Below are 19,294 nucleotides of genomic sequence, written 5' to 3' on the forward strand. Positions count from 1 at the left end.
TAAAAGCTCCTTCCATACGCGGAAGGAGCTTTTATTTTATATACCACGAAAGCACACTGAATTCGATAAACTATCGAACTCAGTGTGCTTTTCGTCTACAAAAATTATTGTTTTCTTCTTCTACCTAATACGAATAATACTCCGCCAACTAAGAATGAAATTCCCGCACCAACTGACATCATCCATGGATGTGCTGCCCCTGTTTTCGGTAATTCTTTTTCTACTTTTACTTGCGGGTCTTTATTTAACTTTTCCAGTCTTACTTCCGGTTTCTTCAGATCTTTCGGATCCTCCGGTTTCATTTCTGGTTCCTTCGGTTCTTTCGGATCCTCCGGTTTCACTTCTGGCTCCTTCGGTTCTTTCCGATCTTCCGGTTTCACTTCTGGCTCCTTCGGTTCTTTCGGAACCTCTGGTTTCACTTCTGGCTCCTTCGGTTCTTTCGGATCCTCTGGTTTCACTTCTGGGTCCTTCGGTTCTTTCGGATCCTCCGGTTTCACTTCTGGTTCCTTCGGTTCTTTCGGATCCTCTGGTTTCACTTCTGGCTCCTTCGGTTCTTTCGGATCCTCCGGTTTCACTTCTGGGTCCTTCGGTTCTTTCCGATCTTCCGGTTTCACTTCTGGCTCCTTCGGTTCTTTCGAATCTTCTGGTTTCACTTCTGGCTCCTTCGGTTCTTTCGGATCCTCCGGTTTCACTTCTGGCTCCTTCGGTTCTTTCGGATCTTCCGGTTTCACTTCTGGTTCTTTCGGATCTTCCGGTATCTTAAAATCTTCTTTTGTTTTCGGTAAAATTGTAACTGTAGGCTCAAGTGGTGTATTTATTCTATCGTCCACTATCGCTCTATTTGTTATCCCTTTACTTGGTGCTGCTTTTACCTTCGCTTTAAAAATAATACTACGTTCTTTCGTATCTGTAATTTCTAGATACTTCGCTATTACTTTTCCAAACTCCATTTTTAACTCTACTGGATTTGGTTCAGCCCCTTCAAATCGAATACTATCTTGCACGTACTCTAAACCGGCTGGAATTTCATCTTCTATCTTTACCTCAGCTAATTTTCCGTTTTCTACCGTATTTTCAAAGCTAATTCGGTATTCGATTTCTTCTCCTAGCTTCGGTTCTTTATTACTTACTGTCTTCGTTGCTTTTACCTTACCATCTTTATATTCTGGCTTTATTGTCGCTGTCGGTTCCATAACTGGATGATTTGGATCATCTACGTGAATAATCGCTTTATTTGTTATTTCCTCTCCAACTTTTACTGATTCTTTTACCTTTACTTTAAAGATGATACTTCTTTCTTTCGTATCCGTAATTTCTGGATACTTTACTGTTACTTTTCCATTCTCAACTTTAAGTTCTGTTGGTACAGGCTTATCACCTACAGCCTTCAGACTATCTTTCACATACTCTAAACCAGACGGAATTTCATCTTCAATCTTTACATCAACTAACTTCCCGCCATCTACTATGCCGTTAAAAGTAATTCGATATTCGATTTCTTCCCCTAGCTTTGGTTCATGATTACTTACTTCTTTCCTTGCCTCTAGTTTCCCATCTTTATATTGCGGTGTAATTGGTACAAGTGACTCAACCGGTGGATTTGTCGGATTATTATCATCCACAACCGCCTTGTTTATAATTTCTTTTCCTACTTGTACCGTTTCTTGTACTTTCGCTTTAAAGATGATACTTCTTTTTTTCGTATCCGTAATTTCTGGATACTTTGCTGTTACTTTTCCATTCTCAACTTTAAGTTCTACTGGATTTGGTTCCGGCCCATCAGACTTTATACTATCCTGTACGTATTCTAAACCGGCTGGAATTTCATCTTCTACCTTTACCTCAGTTAGTTTTCCGTTCTCTACCGTATTTTCAAAGCTAATTCGATATTCTACTTCTTCTCCTAACTTCGGTTCATGATTACTTACTGTTTTTTCTGCTTGTAATGCACCATCTTTATGTTGAGGCTGTATAGCGACATTCGGTTTCTCTGGTGGGTTTATTGTATCTTCCACAACCGCCGTATTCACAATCGCTTCGCCAATTTTAGCTTTATCTTTCACTTTTACTTTAAAGACGATGCTTCTTTCTTTCATGTCCGTAATTTCTGGATATTCTGCGAGTACTGTGCTGTTTTTCACTTTCACATACAACGGTTTCGGATTCTCTCCCTCGGCTCTTTCACTACCTTCTACAAACTCTAAGCCAGTTGGTAATTCATCCTTAATCTTCACCTTCGCTACTTTTCCGTGCTCAACTACGTTACGGAACGTAATTCGATACTCTACTTCTTCTCCTAATTTTGGAGCTGGGTTATTTACTGTTTTCTCAGCTTTTAGTTTTCCGTCCTTATACTCCGGTGTAATAATCGCTTCTGGTTTTTGCGGAGGATTCTTCGGATTATCATCATCCACAATTGCCGTATTCACGATTTTCTTCCCGACTTTTACTGCTTCTGTTACTTTTACCTTAAAGATAATGCTACGCTCAGCTGTATCAGTAATATTTTCATACTTCGCTGTGATTTTTCCAGCTTCTTCTTTTAGCTCTACTGGATTTGGTTCATTACCTTCTGCTTTTAAACTATCCTTCACATACTCTAATCCATTTGGTAGTTGATCCTCAATTTTCACTTCTGCTAGTTTTCCGTTTTCTACCGTATTATTAAAACTAATTCGGTACTCTACTTCTTCTCCTAGCTTTGGATCTTTTTTACTTACCTTTTTATTAGCTTTAAATTTACCATCTTTATGCTGCGGTGTAATATCTACTTCCGGTCGCTCTGGTGGATTTTTTGTATCATCAATAATTGCTTTATTTACAATTGCCTTGTCCACTTCAACGGAATCTTTCACCTTCACTTTAAAGATAATACTTCTTTCTTTCATGTCAGTGATATTTTCATACTTCGCACTAACCTTACCAGCTTCTTCTTTCAACTCTACTGGGGCTGGCTTATCACCTTCTGCTTTTAGACTATTTTTCACATACTCTAAACCAGACGGAATTTCATCCTCAATTTTCACTTCTGCCAGCTGTCCATCTTTCACCGTATTATTAAATGAAATTCGGTATTCGATTTCCTCACCTAGCTTCGGTTTATGATTATTCACCTTTTTATGAGCAGCAATTTTACCGTCTTTATATTGCGGTGTAATTTTCGCTGTCGGTTCAGTTATAGGATGGTTCGGATCATCAACGTGGATAATCGCTTTATTTGTAATGTCCTTACCTATTGTAACCGAATCTTTCACCTTCACTTTAAAGACGATACTTCTTTCGTATCCATAATCTCTGAATACTTTGCCATTACCTTACCATTTTCTACTTTCAACTCCACTGGTTTTGGCTCTTCACCTTCAGCCTTTTCGCTTCCTTCTACAAACTCTAATCCAGCTGGAATTTTATCTTCTATCTTTACCTCTACTAGTTTTCCATCTTTCACCGTATTATTAAAAATAATTCGATATTCGATTTCCTCACCTAACTTCGGTTCACGATTACTTACTTCTTTTCTTGCCTCAATTTTTCCATCTTTATATTGTGGTGTAATCGGTACATAAGGCTCTTCTGGTAGATTCTTTGTATCATCTACAATTGCCTCATTTACGATTTCTTCTCCCACTTTTGCGCTTTCTTTTACCTTCGCTTTAAAGACAATACTTCTTTCCTCTGTATCTGTAATTTCTGGATACTTTGCCATTACTTTATTATTTTTCACCTGTAGCTCTACTGGTTTCGGTTTAGAACCTTCTGCTGTGATGCTGCCTTCTACATACTCTAAACCATTTGGTAAGGCATCCTTTATATTTACCTCTGCTAGTTTCCCGTTTTCTATCGTATTTTTAAAACTAATTCGATATTCTACTTCTTCTCCTAGTTTCGGTTTATGATTATTGGCTACTTTCTGCGCAGCAATTTTACCATCTTTATATTGCGGAGTAATTTCCACACGAGGCTCTTCTGGCTCATTTTTTGTATCTACTACGATTGCTTTATTAACAATCTCCTTGCCTATTTCTGCCTCTTCTTTTACTTTCACTTTAAAAATAATACTTCTTTCTTTTGTATCCGCAATTTCTAGATACTTTGCCATTACCTTGCCGTTTTCAAATTTTAATTCTACCGGACTAGGCTTAAATCCTTCTGCTTGTAAACTGTTCTCTACAAACTCTAATCCAGCTGGAATTTCATCTTCTACTTTAACCTCTACTAGTTTTCCGTTTTCTACCGTGTTTTTAAAACTAATTCGGTATTCTACTTCTTCTCCTAATTTCGGTTTTTTATTGTTTACAAATTTCTCTGCTTTAAGCTTACCGTCTTTATATTCTGGCGTAATTGTTACTTCTGAAGTTGTTGGATCTTTTGTATCATCAACAACTACTTTATTGACAATGCCTTCACCAACCTTAAATTCTTCTTTTACTTTCGCTTTAAAGACGATACTTCTTTCTTCTGTATCCGTAATTTCTGGATATTTTGCGATTACTTTTCCATCTTTCACTTTCAGTTCTACCGGATCTGGCTTAGAACCTTCTGCTCGTAAACTATCTTTCACATACTCTAATCCATTTGGTAAATCGTCTTCTATTTTTAACTCTGCTAGCTTTCCGTTTTCTACCGTATTTTTAAAGCTAATTCGGTATTCCACTTCTTCTCCTAACTTCGGCGTTTCATTATTTACCGTCTTCTTCGCTTCCACTTTTCCGTCTTTATGCTGTGGAGTAATTTCTGCCGTCGGTGTTTCTGGCTCATTTTTCGTATCATCAATAATTGCTTTATTGACGATTTTTTTACCGACTTTCACTTCTTCTTTTATTTTCACTTTAAAAGTGATACTTCTTTCTTCTGTATCCGTAATCTCTGGATACTTCGCCATTACCTTACCATTTTCCACTTTCAATTCTACTGGATCCGGCTTAGAACCTTCTGCTTTCACACTGTTTTCTACGTACTCTAAACCTTCGGGTAAAGTATCTTCTATTTTCACCTCTGCTAGTTTTCCGTCTTCTACCGTGTTTTTAAAACTAATTCGGTATTCTACTTCTTCTCCTAACTTCGGCGTTTCATTATTTACCGTCTTCTTCGCTTTCACTTTTCCGTCTTTATGTTGCGGAATAATTTCTGCTGTCGGTGTTTCTGGCGGATGTTTCGTATCGCTCACAATCGCTTCATTAACAATCCAATCGCTCACTTTACCTTTTACTTTCACTTTAAAGGTAATACTTCTCTCTTTTGTATCTGTAATCTCAGGATACTTCGCCATTACCTTACCGTTTTCAAATTTCAATTCCACTGGAGCTGGCTTAGCACCTACTGCTTTTACACTATCTTTCACATACTCTAATCCATTTGGTAAATCATCTTCTATCTTTACCTCTGTTAGCTTTCCATGTTCTACCGTATTTTTAAAGCTGATTCGGTATTCCACTTCTTCTCCTAACTTCGGCGTTTCATTATTTACCATCTTTTTCGCTTCAAGTTTTCCATCTTTATACTGAGGAATAATTTCCGCAGTCGGATTAACTGGCTTATTTTGCGAATCATCAATAGTTGCTTTATTAATGATTTTTTTACCGACTGTTACTCCTTCTTTTACTTTCACTTTAAAAACGATACTTCTTTCTTCTGTATCCATAATTTCTGGATATTTTGCCATTACCTTACCATTTTCAAATTTCAGCTCTACTGAATCTGTTCCGGCACCTTCTGCTTTCAAACTATTTTCTACATACTCTAAACCTTCTGGTAGAGTATCCTCTATTATCACGTCTGTTAGCTTTCCGTACTTAACCGTATTTTTCATACTAATTCGGTATTCTACTTCTTCTCCTAACTTCGGTGTTTCATTATTTACGATTTTCTTCGCTTTAATTTTTCCATCTTTGTGTAATGGTGTGATTTTTGCTTCTGGTTCTTTCGGATGTTTCATATCATCAACAATTGCCTTATTAATGATTTCCTTACCTACTTCCGCTTCTTCCTTCACCTTTACCTTAAAGACAATACTTCTTTCTTTCATATCTGTAATATTTTCGTATTCAGCAATGACTTTTCCATCTTTCACACTTAACTTTAATGGAGCTGGTTTTTCACCTTCAGCCTTTTCACTGCCTTTTACATACTCTAAACCGTTAGGAATTATATCCTCTATCGTTACCTTTTCTAGTTTTCCGTTTTCTACCGTATTTTTAAAGCTAATTCGGTATTCTACTTCTTCTCCTAGTTTTGGTGATGGATTATCTACTGTCTTCTTCGAATCAATTATTCCATCCTTATATTGCGGAGTAATTCTTTCTTCCGGCTCAATCGGTGGATTTTTCGTATCATCAACAATTGCTTTATTGACAATCTCTTTATCTACTTTTGCTTCTTCCTTCACCTTTACTTTAAAGACGATACTTCTTTCTTTCATATCCATAATATCGATATACTTAGCTTTGACTATTCCATTTTCAACAGCTAATTCTACTGGTCCAGGTGCTTCTCCTTCGGCCTTGATACTATTTTCTACATATTCAAGACCTTTTGGAATTGTATCTTCCACTCGCACCTCTTCTAGTTTTCCGTTCTCAACCGTATTATGAAAACTAATGCGGTACTCGATTTCCTCGCCTAGCTTCGGTTTCTTATTATTAACTACCTTTGTAGCAGCAATTTCACCTTTTTTACTTTGTGGTGTAATAACAACCTTCGATTCAGCAGGCTCATTTTTCGGATCTTTTGCAATTGCTTTATTTACAATTGCCTCCCCTACTTTTGCCGAATCTTTTACTTTCACTTTAAATACAATACTTCTTTTTTCTGTATCCGTAATTTCTGGATACTTTGCCATTACTTTGCCGTCTTCCACTTTTAGTTCTACTGGCTCTGGTTTTATACCTTCAGCTTTCAAACTATCTTTCACGTATTCAACACCTTTAGGTAGTGTATCTTCTACTAGCACCTTTTCTAGTTTTCCGTTTTCTACCGTATTATAAAATGTAATTCGGTATTCCACTTCTTCTCCTAGTTTTGGTGTTTGATTCGTTACGCTTTTTTCAACATCCACTTTACCGTATTTATAATCCGGCGTAATCTTTTCTTCTGGATGCTCAGACTGTCCATTTGGCTCACTCACAACCGCTTTATTAACAATCGTTTCTCCGGCTTTTGCCTCTTCTTTTACTTTCACTTTAAAGGAAATGCTTCGCTCTTTTGTATCCGTAATCTCTGGATATTTTGCGATTACCTTACCATTTTCTACTTTTAACTCTACTGGATTTGGTTCAGCACCTTCAGCTCTCTCACTACCTTGAACAAATTCTAAGTTAGCTGGAATTTCATCTTCTATTGTAACTGCATCTAGTTTTCCGTTTTCCACCGTATTTTTGAAGCTAATTTGATATTCAACTTCTTCTCCTAGCTTCGGCTTTTTATTTGTTGCTTTTTTCTTTGCAGCAATTTTACCGGCCTTATGGTGTGGTGTAATCTTCTCCTCTAAATCCTTTGGTGGATTTGTTTTATCACTAACGGTTGCTTTATTAACAATTTCTTCACCAATTTTTGCAGTTTCTTTTACTTTTGTTTTAAAGACGATACTTCTTTCTTCCATATCCATAATTTCTGGATACTTTGCCATTACTTTGCCATTTTCAAACTTCAGCTCTACTGGCTCTGGTTTTGCACCTTCTGCTTTCAAGCTATCTTTCACGTATTCAAGATTACTTGGTAATTCGTCTTCAATTGTCAATACATCTAGACGTCCATCTTTTGTCTTATTTTTAAATGTAATACGATACTCTACCTCGTCACCTAGCTTCGGTGTTTTATTAGAAGCTATTTTTCTTGCTTCTATTTCTCCCGGAACTTCTTTCGGAAGCGTAACCGTAACATTTGCATCATCTGTAGTTTCATAATTTACCTCGGTACTATCTTTTCCCTTTACAGCAACGATATTTTTTATTGTTGTATCTGATTGTACAGAAGCTTTCACTTTTACTTTGAATGTAATAATGGCACTTTCACCAGGCTTTAAAACACCGCCGTCTTTAGCATTAGCACCTTCACCAACACGGAAATCAATTTGATTATTTACAAACTCCGCTTCATCATCGCTTGCATTATCTGTTTTATTTCCTTTATTACTTCCAGAAATATATTGTATAGATCCCGGAACATACTCTAAACGATCATCTAATTTATCAAAACCTTTTACATTAGATACAGGTGCTTGGTTATTTTTCGTATCATTCTTCACTTCAATTTGATACGTAAACTCTTCACCAGCTTTAATTTCCTTAACTTCTTTACCGGCACTATCTAATGCCTTTTTATCAACTTGTAAGTTTGGAGCATTATGTTCTGTAACGAATGTAGCGTTATTTAATACGTAAATATCACCACCGCCACCATTTGCTCTAAAACGCATTTTTGCTTCTTTTAAATCATTTTTTACTTGAGTAGGTCCTTCAAGATGATACGTATGAATGTCAGTACTGAATGAATTTGTCCAATCCGGGTTATATCCTGGATATTTTTTTGTAACAAACTCGTTAGTACCGTCTACTTGTACTTCTGTCATAGACGAATCATTCGCATCATTGTCTTTACCGTTAATATTTTTTATCTTTATATATCCAGCACCAAAATCATATTCTCCATAATCATATGCATATCCATCTTTCTCAGCTGGGTCACCTTGCGATGAAAAATAACTAAATTTCGCCTTAAAAGCACCTTCTTTTGGTGTGTTTATTTTATTAACACTAATATCTGTCCAGGCTGTACTTTTTTGAGAGACTAGCCCTTCCCAAATCTTCATGTCTTTTACTGTTTCTTTATAGTTTTCATAAACTAATATAAGATTCCAGTTACCCCAGTAATAGCCGCCACCTGTTACATCTTTAATTTGTGGCACATTTGCAACTGTCAACGTTTGTGAAATCCCTTGCTGTGCAATTACATTTGTTACATCTGCATACGCAACATATCCTGCGCCACTACCTGAGTAATTAGAAATATAAGGTAGGTAATCCGCTTTTCGTATGCTATCAGCAGTTACATCTGCATATTCTTTATTTCCCATTTTCATTTTGACTGGTTGCCTTACTTGATCCTCGGTAACCTTTCTATCAGCAATATTTCCTGGTAACCCCATTGCTGCTGTCCAGAATAAGTAAGCCTTTTTCACTTTACTTCCGGCAGGAATGTTAGGAAATGCACCTGTTGACGAATTAAAAGTACTATCATCGTTATCAACGTCCACAGTCATTTTATTCGTTTTATAACCCATACTTTGTCTGCCATAATGATCAGTCGTCAAACCAAGTGTTACATTACCAGTCTGTACTAAATTACCAGCAGTAATTGTAGAATACAGTGGATCTCCAAATCCTTGCTTATCCCCTGTTTGCATTTGAACCTTCGAAGCATTCTCTGATGCAGCTTGTACTTTTGCATCGCTCTGATTTTCCGCTTCTTTTTCTAGTTTCTTCTCATCTTTATCTACTGGCTGCTTCACTAGTTCCGTGTTCGCTGTAGGTTTATTTTTATCTCCTGCAGATACTTTTAATTTTCCATCCACTTCTTTTGATTTAGCATCAGCTGGTGATTCGATTTCTTTCTTACTACTGTCAGCCTCATCATCGGTATTAGCTTCAACCTTGTCTTCAGAAGGAATCCCTTCAACATCTACAGACATGTTTCCTATTTGTAGTTGATCCTTTTGCACACTAATTTTTTGCTTATACTCTTTATTAAAATGTTGTGCACGACGAGCTTTTATTAACACAGTCATTTTTTCATGTGATTTTAAATCTTTAATTTTAAGATTAGAAGAAAGAACCTTTCCTCCCTTATCTTTTTCCTCTACATAGAAATCCGCTACCTTATTTTCAGGTAACTTCTCTCCGTTTACTTTCACAGATTGCGAAGGGAACGTAATTTCATTTTCATTATTTTGTTTAAGCACCAATTCTTGAATTGGTGTAGCTCCCGTATTTTCAATCGTATATTGAAATACGTGCTCCCTCTCCGCTACTTCTCCCTTATATATTTCAGCATTTACTTGCTCTGCCTTAATTTTCACATCATTTCCTTGTAACTCATCCCAGCTTTTTTTATTTATCTCTGTAGCAAAAGCACTGGGTGAAGGCAATATGATGGATAGGAGAAGTGTGATCATCGTTACGACATTAAAACACTTCAATACTTGCTTCATATTTTCTACCTTTCTCCTTTCTATATACTTGCTATCCGTCTACTTAATTTCGTAGCCGTATACATAGCAATATATATCCACTCGCAACAATCCGACCTATGAAAATGTATCGTTGAAATCCCAATTTCAACAATATAAATCTCATAGAATATTACTATTTTAATTTATCAAAAATAGCATATATATCGGACACTTATACAAACCTTTACCATACTTTTAATATAGTAAAAACACCGTGCTATATAGGTTTATATAACAGTTAAAGGATACTTAAAAATTTTAACATACTCCTCATCCTATTTATACATACAATAGAAAATTTACCATTTTTTAGTTATTTTCAGTTTGTTTTTTATGATTAAAATTTTCTAAAAATAACAACCGTTACATGTAAAAATATGTTATATTAAATAAGAACAAACGTTCTTTTTGAAAGGAGGAATTTTTTATGCTACACGAACCCATTATCGTAAAAAAAGAAGCTTTCCAAGCAATCGGCGTTTCGGTTACGACAACTAATGAAATAGAGACATCTCCTGAAGGAAAAATCCCCGGGCTTTGGAACAAATACTTTCAAGAACAAATGATGCATCACATCCCAAATCAACAAACGAAAGAAACATTCGCTTTCTACTCCAACTACGAATCAGATGAAACTGGTACATATACATTTACAATCGGTATGCCCGTTTCTTCATTAGAAGATGTTCCTGAAAATATGACAACTTTAACAATACCTGCCGCTACGTATGCGGTATTTACAACGAGAAAGGGACCAGTTGCTGAAGTCGTTTGCGAAGCTTGGGAATATATTTGGAAATGGTCGAAAGAAAATAAACGTGCCTTCACAACAGACTTTGAACTTTACGCCGAAAGAGCATTAGACCCAAATCATGCACAATTGGATATTTATATTGCGTTAGCCTAAAAAAAGATGCCCATTCGGCATCTTTTTTTGTCGTTAAATAGCTACTGGGCAAATCCATTATTATTGTCTACAATGAGAAAGTGCAGTATAGAAATATTAGAAACTGTATAAAGTGAAACTATACTCAGCGGAGGGCATCTCCCATTGAGTATTAGCCCTCACCAATCGGGCGTTTACTGGTTTTTTAGTTTAAATTTGTCACATAGAAAGGAAGCAATATGGAGGAACTACAACAAAATAAAACTGCTTTAGAAGGAAGCGGAAAACCGTTATTAAAAAATACGAATTTCCTTTTTCTTTGGGCAGCTACTCTTTTTTCAAGCTTTGCTTTAGCCTTTTTTACTTTTTCACAAACGTGGTACATAGCAAAAACATTAAACCTTGAAGCTTCACTCGGTGTTGTTTTCGTAGCTCTTAGTGTTCCAAGGCTTATTTTTATGATTATCGGCGGCGCTGTAGCTGATAAATTCCCGAAAAAAAACATTATGTTTTACTCCAATATTATTCGAGCGATTCTTGTCGCAACCATTCTCACATGGTTTATCGTTGGTGATGTAACACTATATACATTTGCTTTATTCGCTTTATTCTTTGGACTTGCTGATGCTTTCTTCTGGTCAGCAGATGGATCTATCTTACCTGAATTGGTAGAAAAAAGCCGGTTAACACAAGCGAATTCACTTACACAAATGACGAACCAAGCATCGGTCATCTTAGGACCTGTACTTGGCGGAATTCTGATCAAATTTACAAACTACGAGACAATATTTTCTATTACAATTTTATTACTGATTGTCGCAGCCATACTCGTTCAAAAAATACAATTTACGATGCCAGAACTAAAAGATACAGATAAAGGTATGTTCACTTCCATTAAAGAAGGAATCTTATATGTAAAGGAATCGCCATTCCTTTCAACTTTCCTTCTTTGTAGCGCCTTTTTAAATTTATTTTTAATTGGTCCGATGCAAGTCGGTTTCCCGCTTTTCGTTAAAAATGTTCTGCACGGTGACTCGCTCCATTTCAGTTACTTAGAAGCATCTGTAGGCGGCGGAATGGCAATAGGCGCTGTCATTATCGGTTTAAAAAATATTAATCGTAGACGCGGACTATTTTGCATTATCATGATGCTACTGTCTGGTGTATTCTTCTTATCCATCAACTTTAGCACCGTACTTTGGCAAGCATTATTAGCCGGCATGTTTTATGGTATTACAATTGCAATGGCTATCGTTCCGCTTATGGCGATGATTCAATCGACAGTAAAAGAGGAAATGATGGGACGCGTAATGAGCTTACTTATGCTATCATCCATGGGCTTTATCCCGCTCTCTTATGCATTCACATCAATCGCACTTGCAATGGGAATTCCAATCGTAACCGTTATGAAAAGCGGTGCAATTGCTGTTATCGTCTTCGTACTATTTGTAGCGATTCGTGTTCCAGTTGTAAGAAAGTTCGACTAGCTACTTGGAGTCATGTATTATACGCATGGCTCCTTTTTAAATGGATCAAATAACGCTATCCCCTTACTTCTTCTCACAGCTGCTCCCCATTCTAATCCAACCTCTAAAAATAAATCTCGCACTGTACTATATAAAAGTGCCTTCACATTTTTACGGATTTCCCCATATTTATAAGCTCTCACAACACTCTTCACTCGCCAAATGAAATTTCCATACACTTCTTCATCAGCTAATATCTGCTCTAGTAAAACACCTTGCTCTAGTAACCCGCTCTTTTTATACGCAAGCTCGACCTTACTCCAAAATATATTAATTTTCTTCGGATTACTCGTCATCGGTACCAGTGCGTATATAAAAGGCTTCGGTATATCATGACGGCAATACGTCTCATCAAGCTCGTACGTTATTTTTCTTTTCTCTTTTATTTGTAGAATGTTTTTAGAAAGAGTTGTTTCCCTCTCGCTTTTTTGCTCCTTTCCGCTACAGCCAGCTGTATAATCCTCACTTTCACATGCGGACATTTTCATACGGTCATCCATGCGGTCAATTGCAGATATAAGAAAAATATATAAGTTCGCACTATACCCGCCGCGCTTATGTCTTTCTTTTGTTGCAACACGCTTTATAATTCCTAGTTCCTCTAACTTTGCAATTGAACGGCGTACTGTACGAATACTCTTTCCAACATTCTTCGCAATCGTCTCCATTAACGGACAGGCGACTCCTACTGTTTTTTGTTTCTCATTCACCGCATACTTTCCTAAAAAATGAATAATGGTAGCATCCGTTTTATTCAATTGAAATCGATAGCACTTCAAAACTTGTTTTTGATATGCATTAAACTCTTCTTTACTTCGAAATTCACTGTATGGTTTCATTAAATTATATAAGCTTCCCATTTATATCACCTCATTTATAAGTAAGAGGCAGGAAGAGAATCTGGCGTGGAATTTAATATTTTTTTAATGGAGATGAAAATATGATCGTAATTAGCGCTTGTTTAGGTGGTATAGCTTGTCGATATGACGGAAATGACAATCTCGTTTCAAAAATAGAGAAGCTACTACAAAAAGAAGATACAGTCCTCATTTGTCCTGAAGTATTAGGAGGACTGCCAACACCTCGTCCTTCTGCTGAAATTATTGGCGGGAATGGCGACGACGTTTTGGACGGAAAAGCGAAAGTGATGACAAAAGATGGTGAAGATGTCACAGAAGCTTTCGTAAATGGTGCTTATAAAGCATTAGAACAAATTAAAAATTTACATCCAGAATATATTATTTTAAAGGAACGTAGTCCATCTTGTGGCAGTTCTACGATTTACACTGGTGAATTTAATGGCAATAAGCAAACTGGTTACGGGGTAACTACTGCTTTATTTAAAAGACACGGATTTAAAGTCATTTCAGAAGAAGAATTTGAAAGCAAAAAAAGGAATTGACCCTGTTCGTCAATTCCTTTTCTATCTGTCTTATTTCACGCCTAATTTTTCTTTCACTTTCGCTGGAAGCTCGTCTTTCTTCACTTCTTCCCAAGCTGTTACACCTTTTTTATCTGAGTGGTATACGCGTAGGAATGCTTCTTTACGAAGATTTTTTTGAGCTATGAATTCTAATTCTTTCTCTTTACCGTCTTTATCAAAGCCAGTCAGCTTATATTCATAATCTTTAAATTTCTGCCCATCACTAGCTTTACTATCAAATTCTTTTCCATCTACTGTAATTTGAACATAATACTCATCTTTACCCATACGGTTTAAATCACAACCAACTAACAAACTTGCAAATACAACTAAAATACTAAATAGTGCAATGTATCTTTTCATTTCCTTCACCTCATATGTTTTTTCTTATATTCTTATCTTAAAGCCCGGAGCTTAAAGAAGAAATTCAAAAACATGACATGAACATTACACTTTTGTAAGATAATAATTATTTCTTCACTTTAGAAATTGTCATTCCATCACCAATTGGAACGAGTACAGATTCTAAATGCGGATGGTTTGCTATCATTTCATTAAACTTCTTCATAACTTCTGTATAACGTTTTTGTTTTGCACTCTCATCAACTACACTACCGCCAATAACGTCTTTCACGCCAATTTCGCCACTTATCACGTAATTTCCTTATACCGTTTATTACGCCTTCTATTATCCCCTCAATTATAATCTCTATTACAAGATATCTCACTAAACTAATAATAGGTTTAATTACGTATCTCCCTATGAATTCAAGAATATCCTCCATCATATTTTCCTCCTTCTTTTAAAAGGAAGCTGCTACTCCTCCGCTTCCTTTTACGTCCAGTTACAATTGCTGCCATACTGCGGTATATACCAACAAGAATAATACGACAACAACATGCACAATAACGCTATTGAATTGGGAAGAAACTTCGGTAAATACTAATACTATAATCAACATGGCTAATAGAATTATTTTTCCACCTATATTCGGGGATGCTCCAAAAACTTTATAAAATCAAAGACAACTTTACTACAACTCTTCCCGTAACTAATTTATTATCGTGGTAAACCGTCTTCCACTACATCCGTAACAGTTCCATTCGGTTCAAAGATTACACGTAATGATCCTTCTCCACCATAACCAGTATAGTCATATACTGAATAAGATTTATATTTCTCAATCACATGTGGCTGTCCAATTGCAGCTTTTACTTGATTCGCAGGCATACCTTTTTTGATTTTCAAATAGTGATTGTAACTTACTGCTGCCGAATTGTTATTTACATCTTTATACCACGGTACACGATCGTTTTTTTCTTCATATTCCTTTACAGGCTCTTCAATACGTTTCGTAGATACCCGATTCTCCTTACCTTTATCTTTATCTGTATCCTTTATAGCAGTACGTTCAATATTCACAACGTAACCATATGTATTTAATTCAACCATAATTTCATATGTACCATCCGTATCTTTTTCAGTATAAAATACGCGTTTTTCATTGTTATTATAATATTTTATGTTCTCACCACCGTAGTCAATCGTATTAAGAATATCCGTATACGTCATACCTTCCTCAATTTTTTGAGATTCATCATGAGAAATATAACGCTTCTGTGATGATGAAGCGTCCTCATTTTTAATACTTTCACGTTTACTCGTAGTCATAGGTGTTTTCTTCTGATCTTTTAGTACGTCACCTTCCGCCTTCGCTGGTTGCTTTGCTCCTACTTTTGTTAATACGTCTGTATCGCTAGAACAAGCTCCCAAAATCGATACTGTAGTCAACGCCATCCCTACTATAAGTACTTTCTTAAATGACTTCACTCTAATCCCCCCGGTATTTTTTAATATTTAGTAATCAACGTATTTAAATTAATACGGAACTATTCAGTTCTATACAATTTGCTATAGCCTTCTCCCTCATGCACCTTTTTTATATAAAATGAAACTTTAATCAGCCCTCACCAATCATCTTCGTTACAAATATTAACATTAAATATAACTAATAAATAGTATATTTCTGCTATTCATTTACATTTCTGTTGCATAATCTTGTCTTAAACGAACAATATGAAAGTCGAATTCACAATAATTATCATATATTCTATATATAATAACATTCAAATTAATTTCTAAAGTAACTTTACATGCATTTTCTGTTTTAACGCCAAAAGAAAAGACCTTTCTAACGATTTTATTCTATCGCTAAAAAGGTCTTTTCTATTTTGGCTAAAAACTTAGCACTCTTCTGGCTTACCAGCATTCGTCGCTGTACGGAAAAATGATCCAAATCTGCATGATGCGATTGCGTTTAGATAATCAATCGTGAATTATGCGTTCAATTTAAAGCAGGTTAAAAAATAATAACTCCTTATTCAATTAACATATGCATTAGTTTAACAACCTAATGCTGCTGTACCAACTGATAGTTTAGTTTTCAATATGTGAAAAGGGATTTCTAAATGATGAATTGAATATATATTTATTGTTTACTCGTTTTTGAGAGGTTCCTTTATGGGAGATAAGCTTTACTATATTCCTGTACTTCGCACAGTTCTATAATAACTAATAGTGATGCTGTGACGTGATTTTCTATTAGTGAGATAAAGTATTTTTCAATTCATTTATTATAAATTGCAACTCTCGTCCTCCAGAATTATTTCTTTTGGGTGAAAGTTTTTTTATGATATAAGTTTCATTCTGTCCTAATTTAAAGGTTTCGAGAGGAGAAATGATATGAACCCTATTTTATTAGATGTTCCGTTACAAATAGAAACAGACAGACTCATTCTTCGAGCACCACTTCAAGCTGGTGAAGGGGATATAGTACAACAAGCTATTAAAGATTCCATTAATGAATTAAAGCAATGGTTGTCTTTATTTCAGTCCATTCCTACTGTTGAAGAAACGGAAATTCTTCTGAGAAATGCACATATAGATTTTTTGAAAAGAGAAAGCTTTCGCTATCTTATCTATCATAAAGAGACGAATGATTTTGTTGGAACAGCTAGCCTTCATCGAATTGATTGGAAGGTTTCTAAATGTGAAATTGGATACTGGATTAACACGCAATTTAGTGGCAGTGGATATATGACAGAAACAGTAAGTGCGTTAACAAACCTTGGATTTCAGTTATTCAAATTTAGAAGGATTGAAATACGATGTGAATGTAATAACACGAAAAGTCGTGCACTCCCTGAAAAACTAGGCTTTGAACTTGAAGGGATATTACGTAATGAAGATTTTTCAGCTGACGGCAAACAACTAACTGATACTTGCATCTATGCAAAAATAAAGTGAAATATTGATTAGCCTTGGTAATCGGGCTTTTACGGCAAAAGAAAAGACCTCCTTAACGATTTTATTCCATCGCTAAAAAGGTCTTTTTCTATTTCGGCTAAAAACTTAGCACTCTTCTGGCTTACCAGCATTCGTCGCTGTACGGAAAGATGATCCGCATCCGCATGATGCGATTGCGTTTGGATTGTCGATTGTGAATCCGCCGCCAAGCATAGATTGTTTATAATCAATTTTTACTCCTTTAACAATTGGAGCACTTTCTGTATCGATAACAAATTCAACACCGAAAAACTCAAGAACTGTGTCGTCTTCTTTTGGTTCTACTTCAAATCCTAAGCCGTAAGAAAGGCCAGTACATCCGCCGCCATGTACAGCAAGGCGCACGTACTTCTCTCCATCTTCAGCATCTTTTAACATATCTTTAATTTGAAAAGCTGCTTGTTCTGTTACTTCAATCATGAAATACACCATCCTTTCTGTTCTCATTCTATTATACATCTTTACGCTTCTATCTTGTACTCATACACTCCGCGGCAAATTACTTCCGCAGGTCCTTTCATTAACACGTTTCCTTCTTCTGTCCACGCAATCATTAAATCGCCGCCAGCTAAATGGACTGTAATTTCTTTACCACGTTCCATCTTGCCATTCAAAATAGCAGCTACAACGGCAGCACATGCCCCTGTTCCGCAAGCTTGCGTTACACCAGAACCACGTTCCCAAACGCGGAAATTCATTTCTTCATCGTTTAAAATCTCGATAAATTCAACATTCACTCGCTCTGGGAACATTTCATGTGTCTCAAGAACTGGACCAAGTGTTGTAAGAGGTGCCTTCTCTACATCCTCAACAAAAATAACCGCGTGCGGGTTCCCCATTGAAACAGCCGTAAATGCATAACGATGATTATTGTATAAGAAGTTTTCACGAATAAATGGTGTTTCACCTTCACCGAGCATCGGTATCTCTTCGCGTGTTAAGCGTGGTGCACCCATATCAATTTTCGCTAATATAACTTTTCCATCTTCTACCGTTACTTCTGCCGTTACAATGCCAGCTAACGTTTCAATTGTGAAAACTGTTTCCTCTACTAGTTTATGCTCATACGCATATTTCGCTACGCAGCGCAAACCATTACCACAGCTCTTTCCTTCTGATCCATCATTATTAAACATACGCATTTTCACCGGAGCTACATCAGACGGACAAATTAAAATCATTCCGTCTGCTCCAATACCAGTATTAATATTTGAAACCTTTTCCGCCACAAGAGCTAAATCTTCTTCAGGAATTTGCTCTTCAAACATATTTACATATATATAACTATTGCCAAGACCATGCATTTTTGTAAAAGAAAATTGGCTCATTTGTATTCACTCCAAAAATAATTTGTTATTTTAAGTATAGAATGCATGCTTTTAGAACACAATATGAATGTCCCCCGTTTCTCATATTTGACAACGTTTGGCGATGAGCCACTCTTACACACATTGTGTAAGAAAAAAGCCCTTCTAAAAAGGGCCTTTTTTTATTTATCTATAGTATTAAACTATCCTCCAAAATAACGTTTTATCTAAAATAAAATGAAAAAGGCGTTGCTCATTCGCAACACCTTAAAACATTGGATTTTCATCCAAATACTCATATACATTATTAACAAGCTCTTCTACTGTTGCACCTTGTACAACTTCACCATTTACAAGTGCAAACGGTCCTTCAAAACAAATACCACAATACCCTAGACAACCATACTCCATTACATCTAAATTTGGATCTTTTTCTAATTTTTCTAGAGCTGCTTGTGAACCACTTGCAAGGTTACCTACACAAAATTCAATTAATGGTTTAATCAAAATTCTCCCCCCTGTACTACAAAACAAATTACCTTCTGACTTCATCTATAAGAAGAAAACTAAGCTGTCTCTTGTTG

General features: G+C 36.1%; 11 protein-coding genes and 2 pseudogenes. 4 read left to right on the top strand and 9 right to left on the bottom strand.

The features are described from left to right. Positions 1-104: 104 nt before the first annotated feature. Positions 105-10,201 (bottom strand): annotated as a pseudogene (locus tag MHH27_RS25595) (isopeptide-forming domain-containing fimbrial protein). Between the two features lie 448 nt (positions 10,202-10,649). On the opposite strand from MHH27_RS25595, the gene MHH27_RS25600 reads away from it, so the two are divergent. Together MHH27_RS25600 and MHH27_RS25605 are read left to right on the top strand one after the other, a co-directional pair. Further along, positions 10,650-11,129 (top strand): GyrI-like domain-containing protein, encoded by a 480-nt coding sequence (locus MHH27_RS25600; RefSeq protein WP_098211105.1) that lies wholly within the window; start codon positions 10,650-10,652, stop codon positions 11,127-11,129. A 218-nt stretch (positions 11,130-11,347) separates the two neighbouring features. Continuing rightward, positions 11,348-12,595, top strand: a complete 1,248-nt coding sequence (locus tag MHH27_RS25605) for an MFS transporter (RefSeq protein WP_340944524.1) — start codon at positions 11,348-11,350, stop codon at positions 12,593-12,595. 17 nt (positions 12,596-12,612) lie between these two features. On the opposite strand, the gene MHH27_RS25610 is transcribed toward MHH27_RS25605, so the two are convergent. Beyond that, the gene (locus MHH27_RS25610) at positions 12,613-13,494 is read right to left on the bottom strand and encodes a helix-turn-helix domain-containing protein (protein WP_061660694.1); all 882 of its coding nucleotides are present in this window, start codon (positions 13,492-13,494) and stop codon (positions 12,613-12,615) included. A gap of 80 nt (positions 13,495-13,574) precedes the next feature. On the opposite strand from MHH27_RS25610, the gene MHH27_RS25615 reads away from it, so the two are divergent. After that, positions 13,575-14,036: a DUF523 domain-containing protein gene (locus MHH27_RS25615; RefSeq protein ID WP_000635511.1), complete on the top strand. Its 462-nt coding sequence runs from the start codon at positions 13,575-13,577 to the stop codon at positions 14,034-14,036. Positions 14,037-14,066: 30 nt separating this feature from the next. On the opposite strand, the gene MHH27_RS25620 is transcribed toward MHH27_RS25615, so the two are convergent. From MHH27_RS25620 to MHH27_RS25640, 4 genes and pseudogenes are all read right to left on the bottom strand, one after another. Continuing rightward, a complete protein-coding gene (locus MHH27_RS25620) occupies positions 14,067-14,420 on the bottom strand; it encodes a YxeA family protein (RefSeq protein ID WP_000833143.1) in 354 nt (117 codons plus the stop codon). A gap of 106 nt (positions 14,421-14,526) precedes the next feature. Continuing rightward, entirely contained in the window at positions 14,527-14,712 is a 186-nt protein-coding gene (locus MHH27_RS25625) for a methyltransferase (RefSeq protein ID WP_002152187.1), read from the bottom strand. Positions 14,713-15,117: 405 nt separating this feature from the next. Further along, positions 15,118-15,888, bottom strand: a complete 771-nt coding sequence (locus MHH27_RS25635; protein ID WP_016513190.1) for a hypothetical protein — start codon at positions 15,886-15,888, stop codon at positions 15,118-15,120. A gap of 413 nt (positions 15,889-16,301) precedes the next feature. Further along, positions 16,302-16,394 (bottom strand): annotated as a pseudogene (locus tag MHH27_RS25640) (iron-sulfur cluster assembly accessory protein); the annotation flags it as partial. A gap of 406 nt (positions 16,395-16,800) precedes the next feature. Here MHH27_RS25640 and MHH27_RS25645 point away from each other — a divergent pair. Continuing rightward, positions 16,801-17,364, top strand: coding sequence for a GNAT family N-acetyltransferase (locus MHH27_RS25645; protein ID WP_001068190.1), 564 nt, complete (start codon positions 16,801-16,803; stop codon positions 17,362-17,364). Positions 17,365-17,469: 105 nt separating this feature from the next. Here the strand turns inward: MHH27_RS25645 and MHH27_RS25650 are convergent, their stop codons facing one another. The 3 genes from MHH27_RS25650 to MHH27_RS25660 all read right to left on the bottom strand — a co-directional run bounded on the left by MHH27_RS25650 (position 17,470) and on the right by MHH27_RS25660 (position 19,217). After that, the gene (locus MHH27_RS25650; RefSeq protein WP_000573830.1) at positions 17,470-17,823 is read right to left on the bottom strand and encodes a HesB/IscA family protein; all 354 of its coding nucleotides are present in this window, start codon (positions 17,821-17,823) and stop codon (positions 17,470-17,472) included. Between the two features lie 41 nt (positions 17,824-17,864). Then, positions 17,865-18,731, bottom strand: a complete 867-nt coding sequence (gene dapF / locus MHH27_RS25655) for a diaminopimelate epimerase (RefSeq protein WP_000077394.1) — start codon at positions 18,729-18,731, stop codon at positions 17,865-17,867. A 246-nt stretch (positions 18,732-18,977) separates the two neighbouring features. Continuing rightward, the gene (locus tag MHH27_RS25660) at positions 18,978-19,217 is read right to left on the bottom strand and encodes a YuzB family protein (protein WP_000595026.1); all 240 of its coding nucleotides are present in this window, start codon (positions 19,215-19,217) and stop codon (positions 18,978-18,980) included. Between the last annotated feature and the right edge of the window lie 77 nt (positions 19,218-19,294).

Source organism: Bacillus sp. FSL L8-0152 (genome assembly GCF_038006365.1).
GTDB lineage: Bacteria > Bacillota > Bacilli > Bacillales > Bacillaceae_G > Bacillus_A > Bacillus_A cereus.

Excerpts from the sequence above, each read along its gene's own strand:
- MHH27_RS25610 (WP_061660694.1), bottom strand. The coding sequence starts at position 13,494 with ATGGGAAGCTTATATAATTTAATGAAACCATACAGTGAATTTCGAAGT.
- MHH27_RS25615 (WP_000635511.1), top strand. The coding sequence starts at position 13,575 with ATGATCGTAATTAGCGCTTGTTTAGGTGGTATAGCTTGTCGATATGAC.
- MHH27_RS25620 (WP_000833143.1), bottom strand. The coding sequence starts at position 14,420 with ATGAAAAGATACATTGCACTATTTAGTATTTTAGTTGTATTTGCAAGT.
- MHH27_RS25600 (WP_098211105.1), top strand. The coding sequence starts at position 10,650 with ATGCTACACGAACCCATTATCGTAAAAAAAGAAGCTTTCCAAGCAATC.
- MHH27_RS25650 (WP_000573830.1), bottom strand. The coding sequence starts at position 17,823 with ATGATTGAAGTAACAGAACAAGCAGCTTTTCAAATTAAAGATATGTTA.
- dapF (WP_000077394.1), bottom strand. The coding sequence starts at position 18,731 with ATGAGCCAATTTTCTTTTACAAAAATGCATGGTCTTGGCAATAGTTAT.
- MHH27_RS25645 (WP_001068190.1), top strand. The coding sequence starts at position 16,801 with ATGAACCCTATTTTATTAGATGTTCCGTTACAAATAGAAACAGACAGA.
- MHH27_RS25605 (WP_340944524.1), top strand. The coding sequence starts at position 11,348 with ATGGAGGAACTACAACAAAATAAAACTGCTTTAGAAGGAAGCGGAAAA.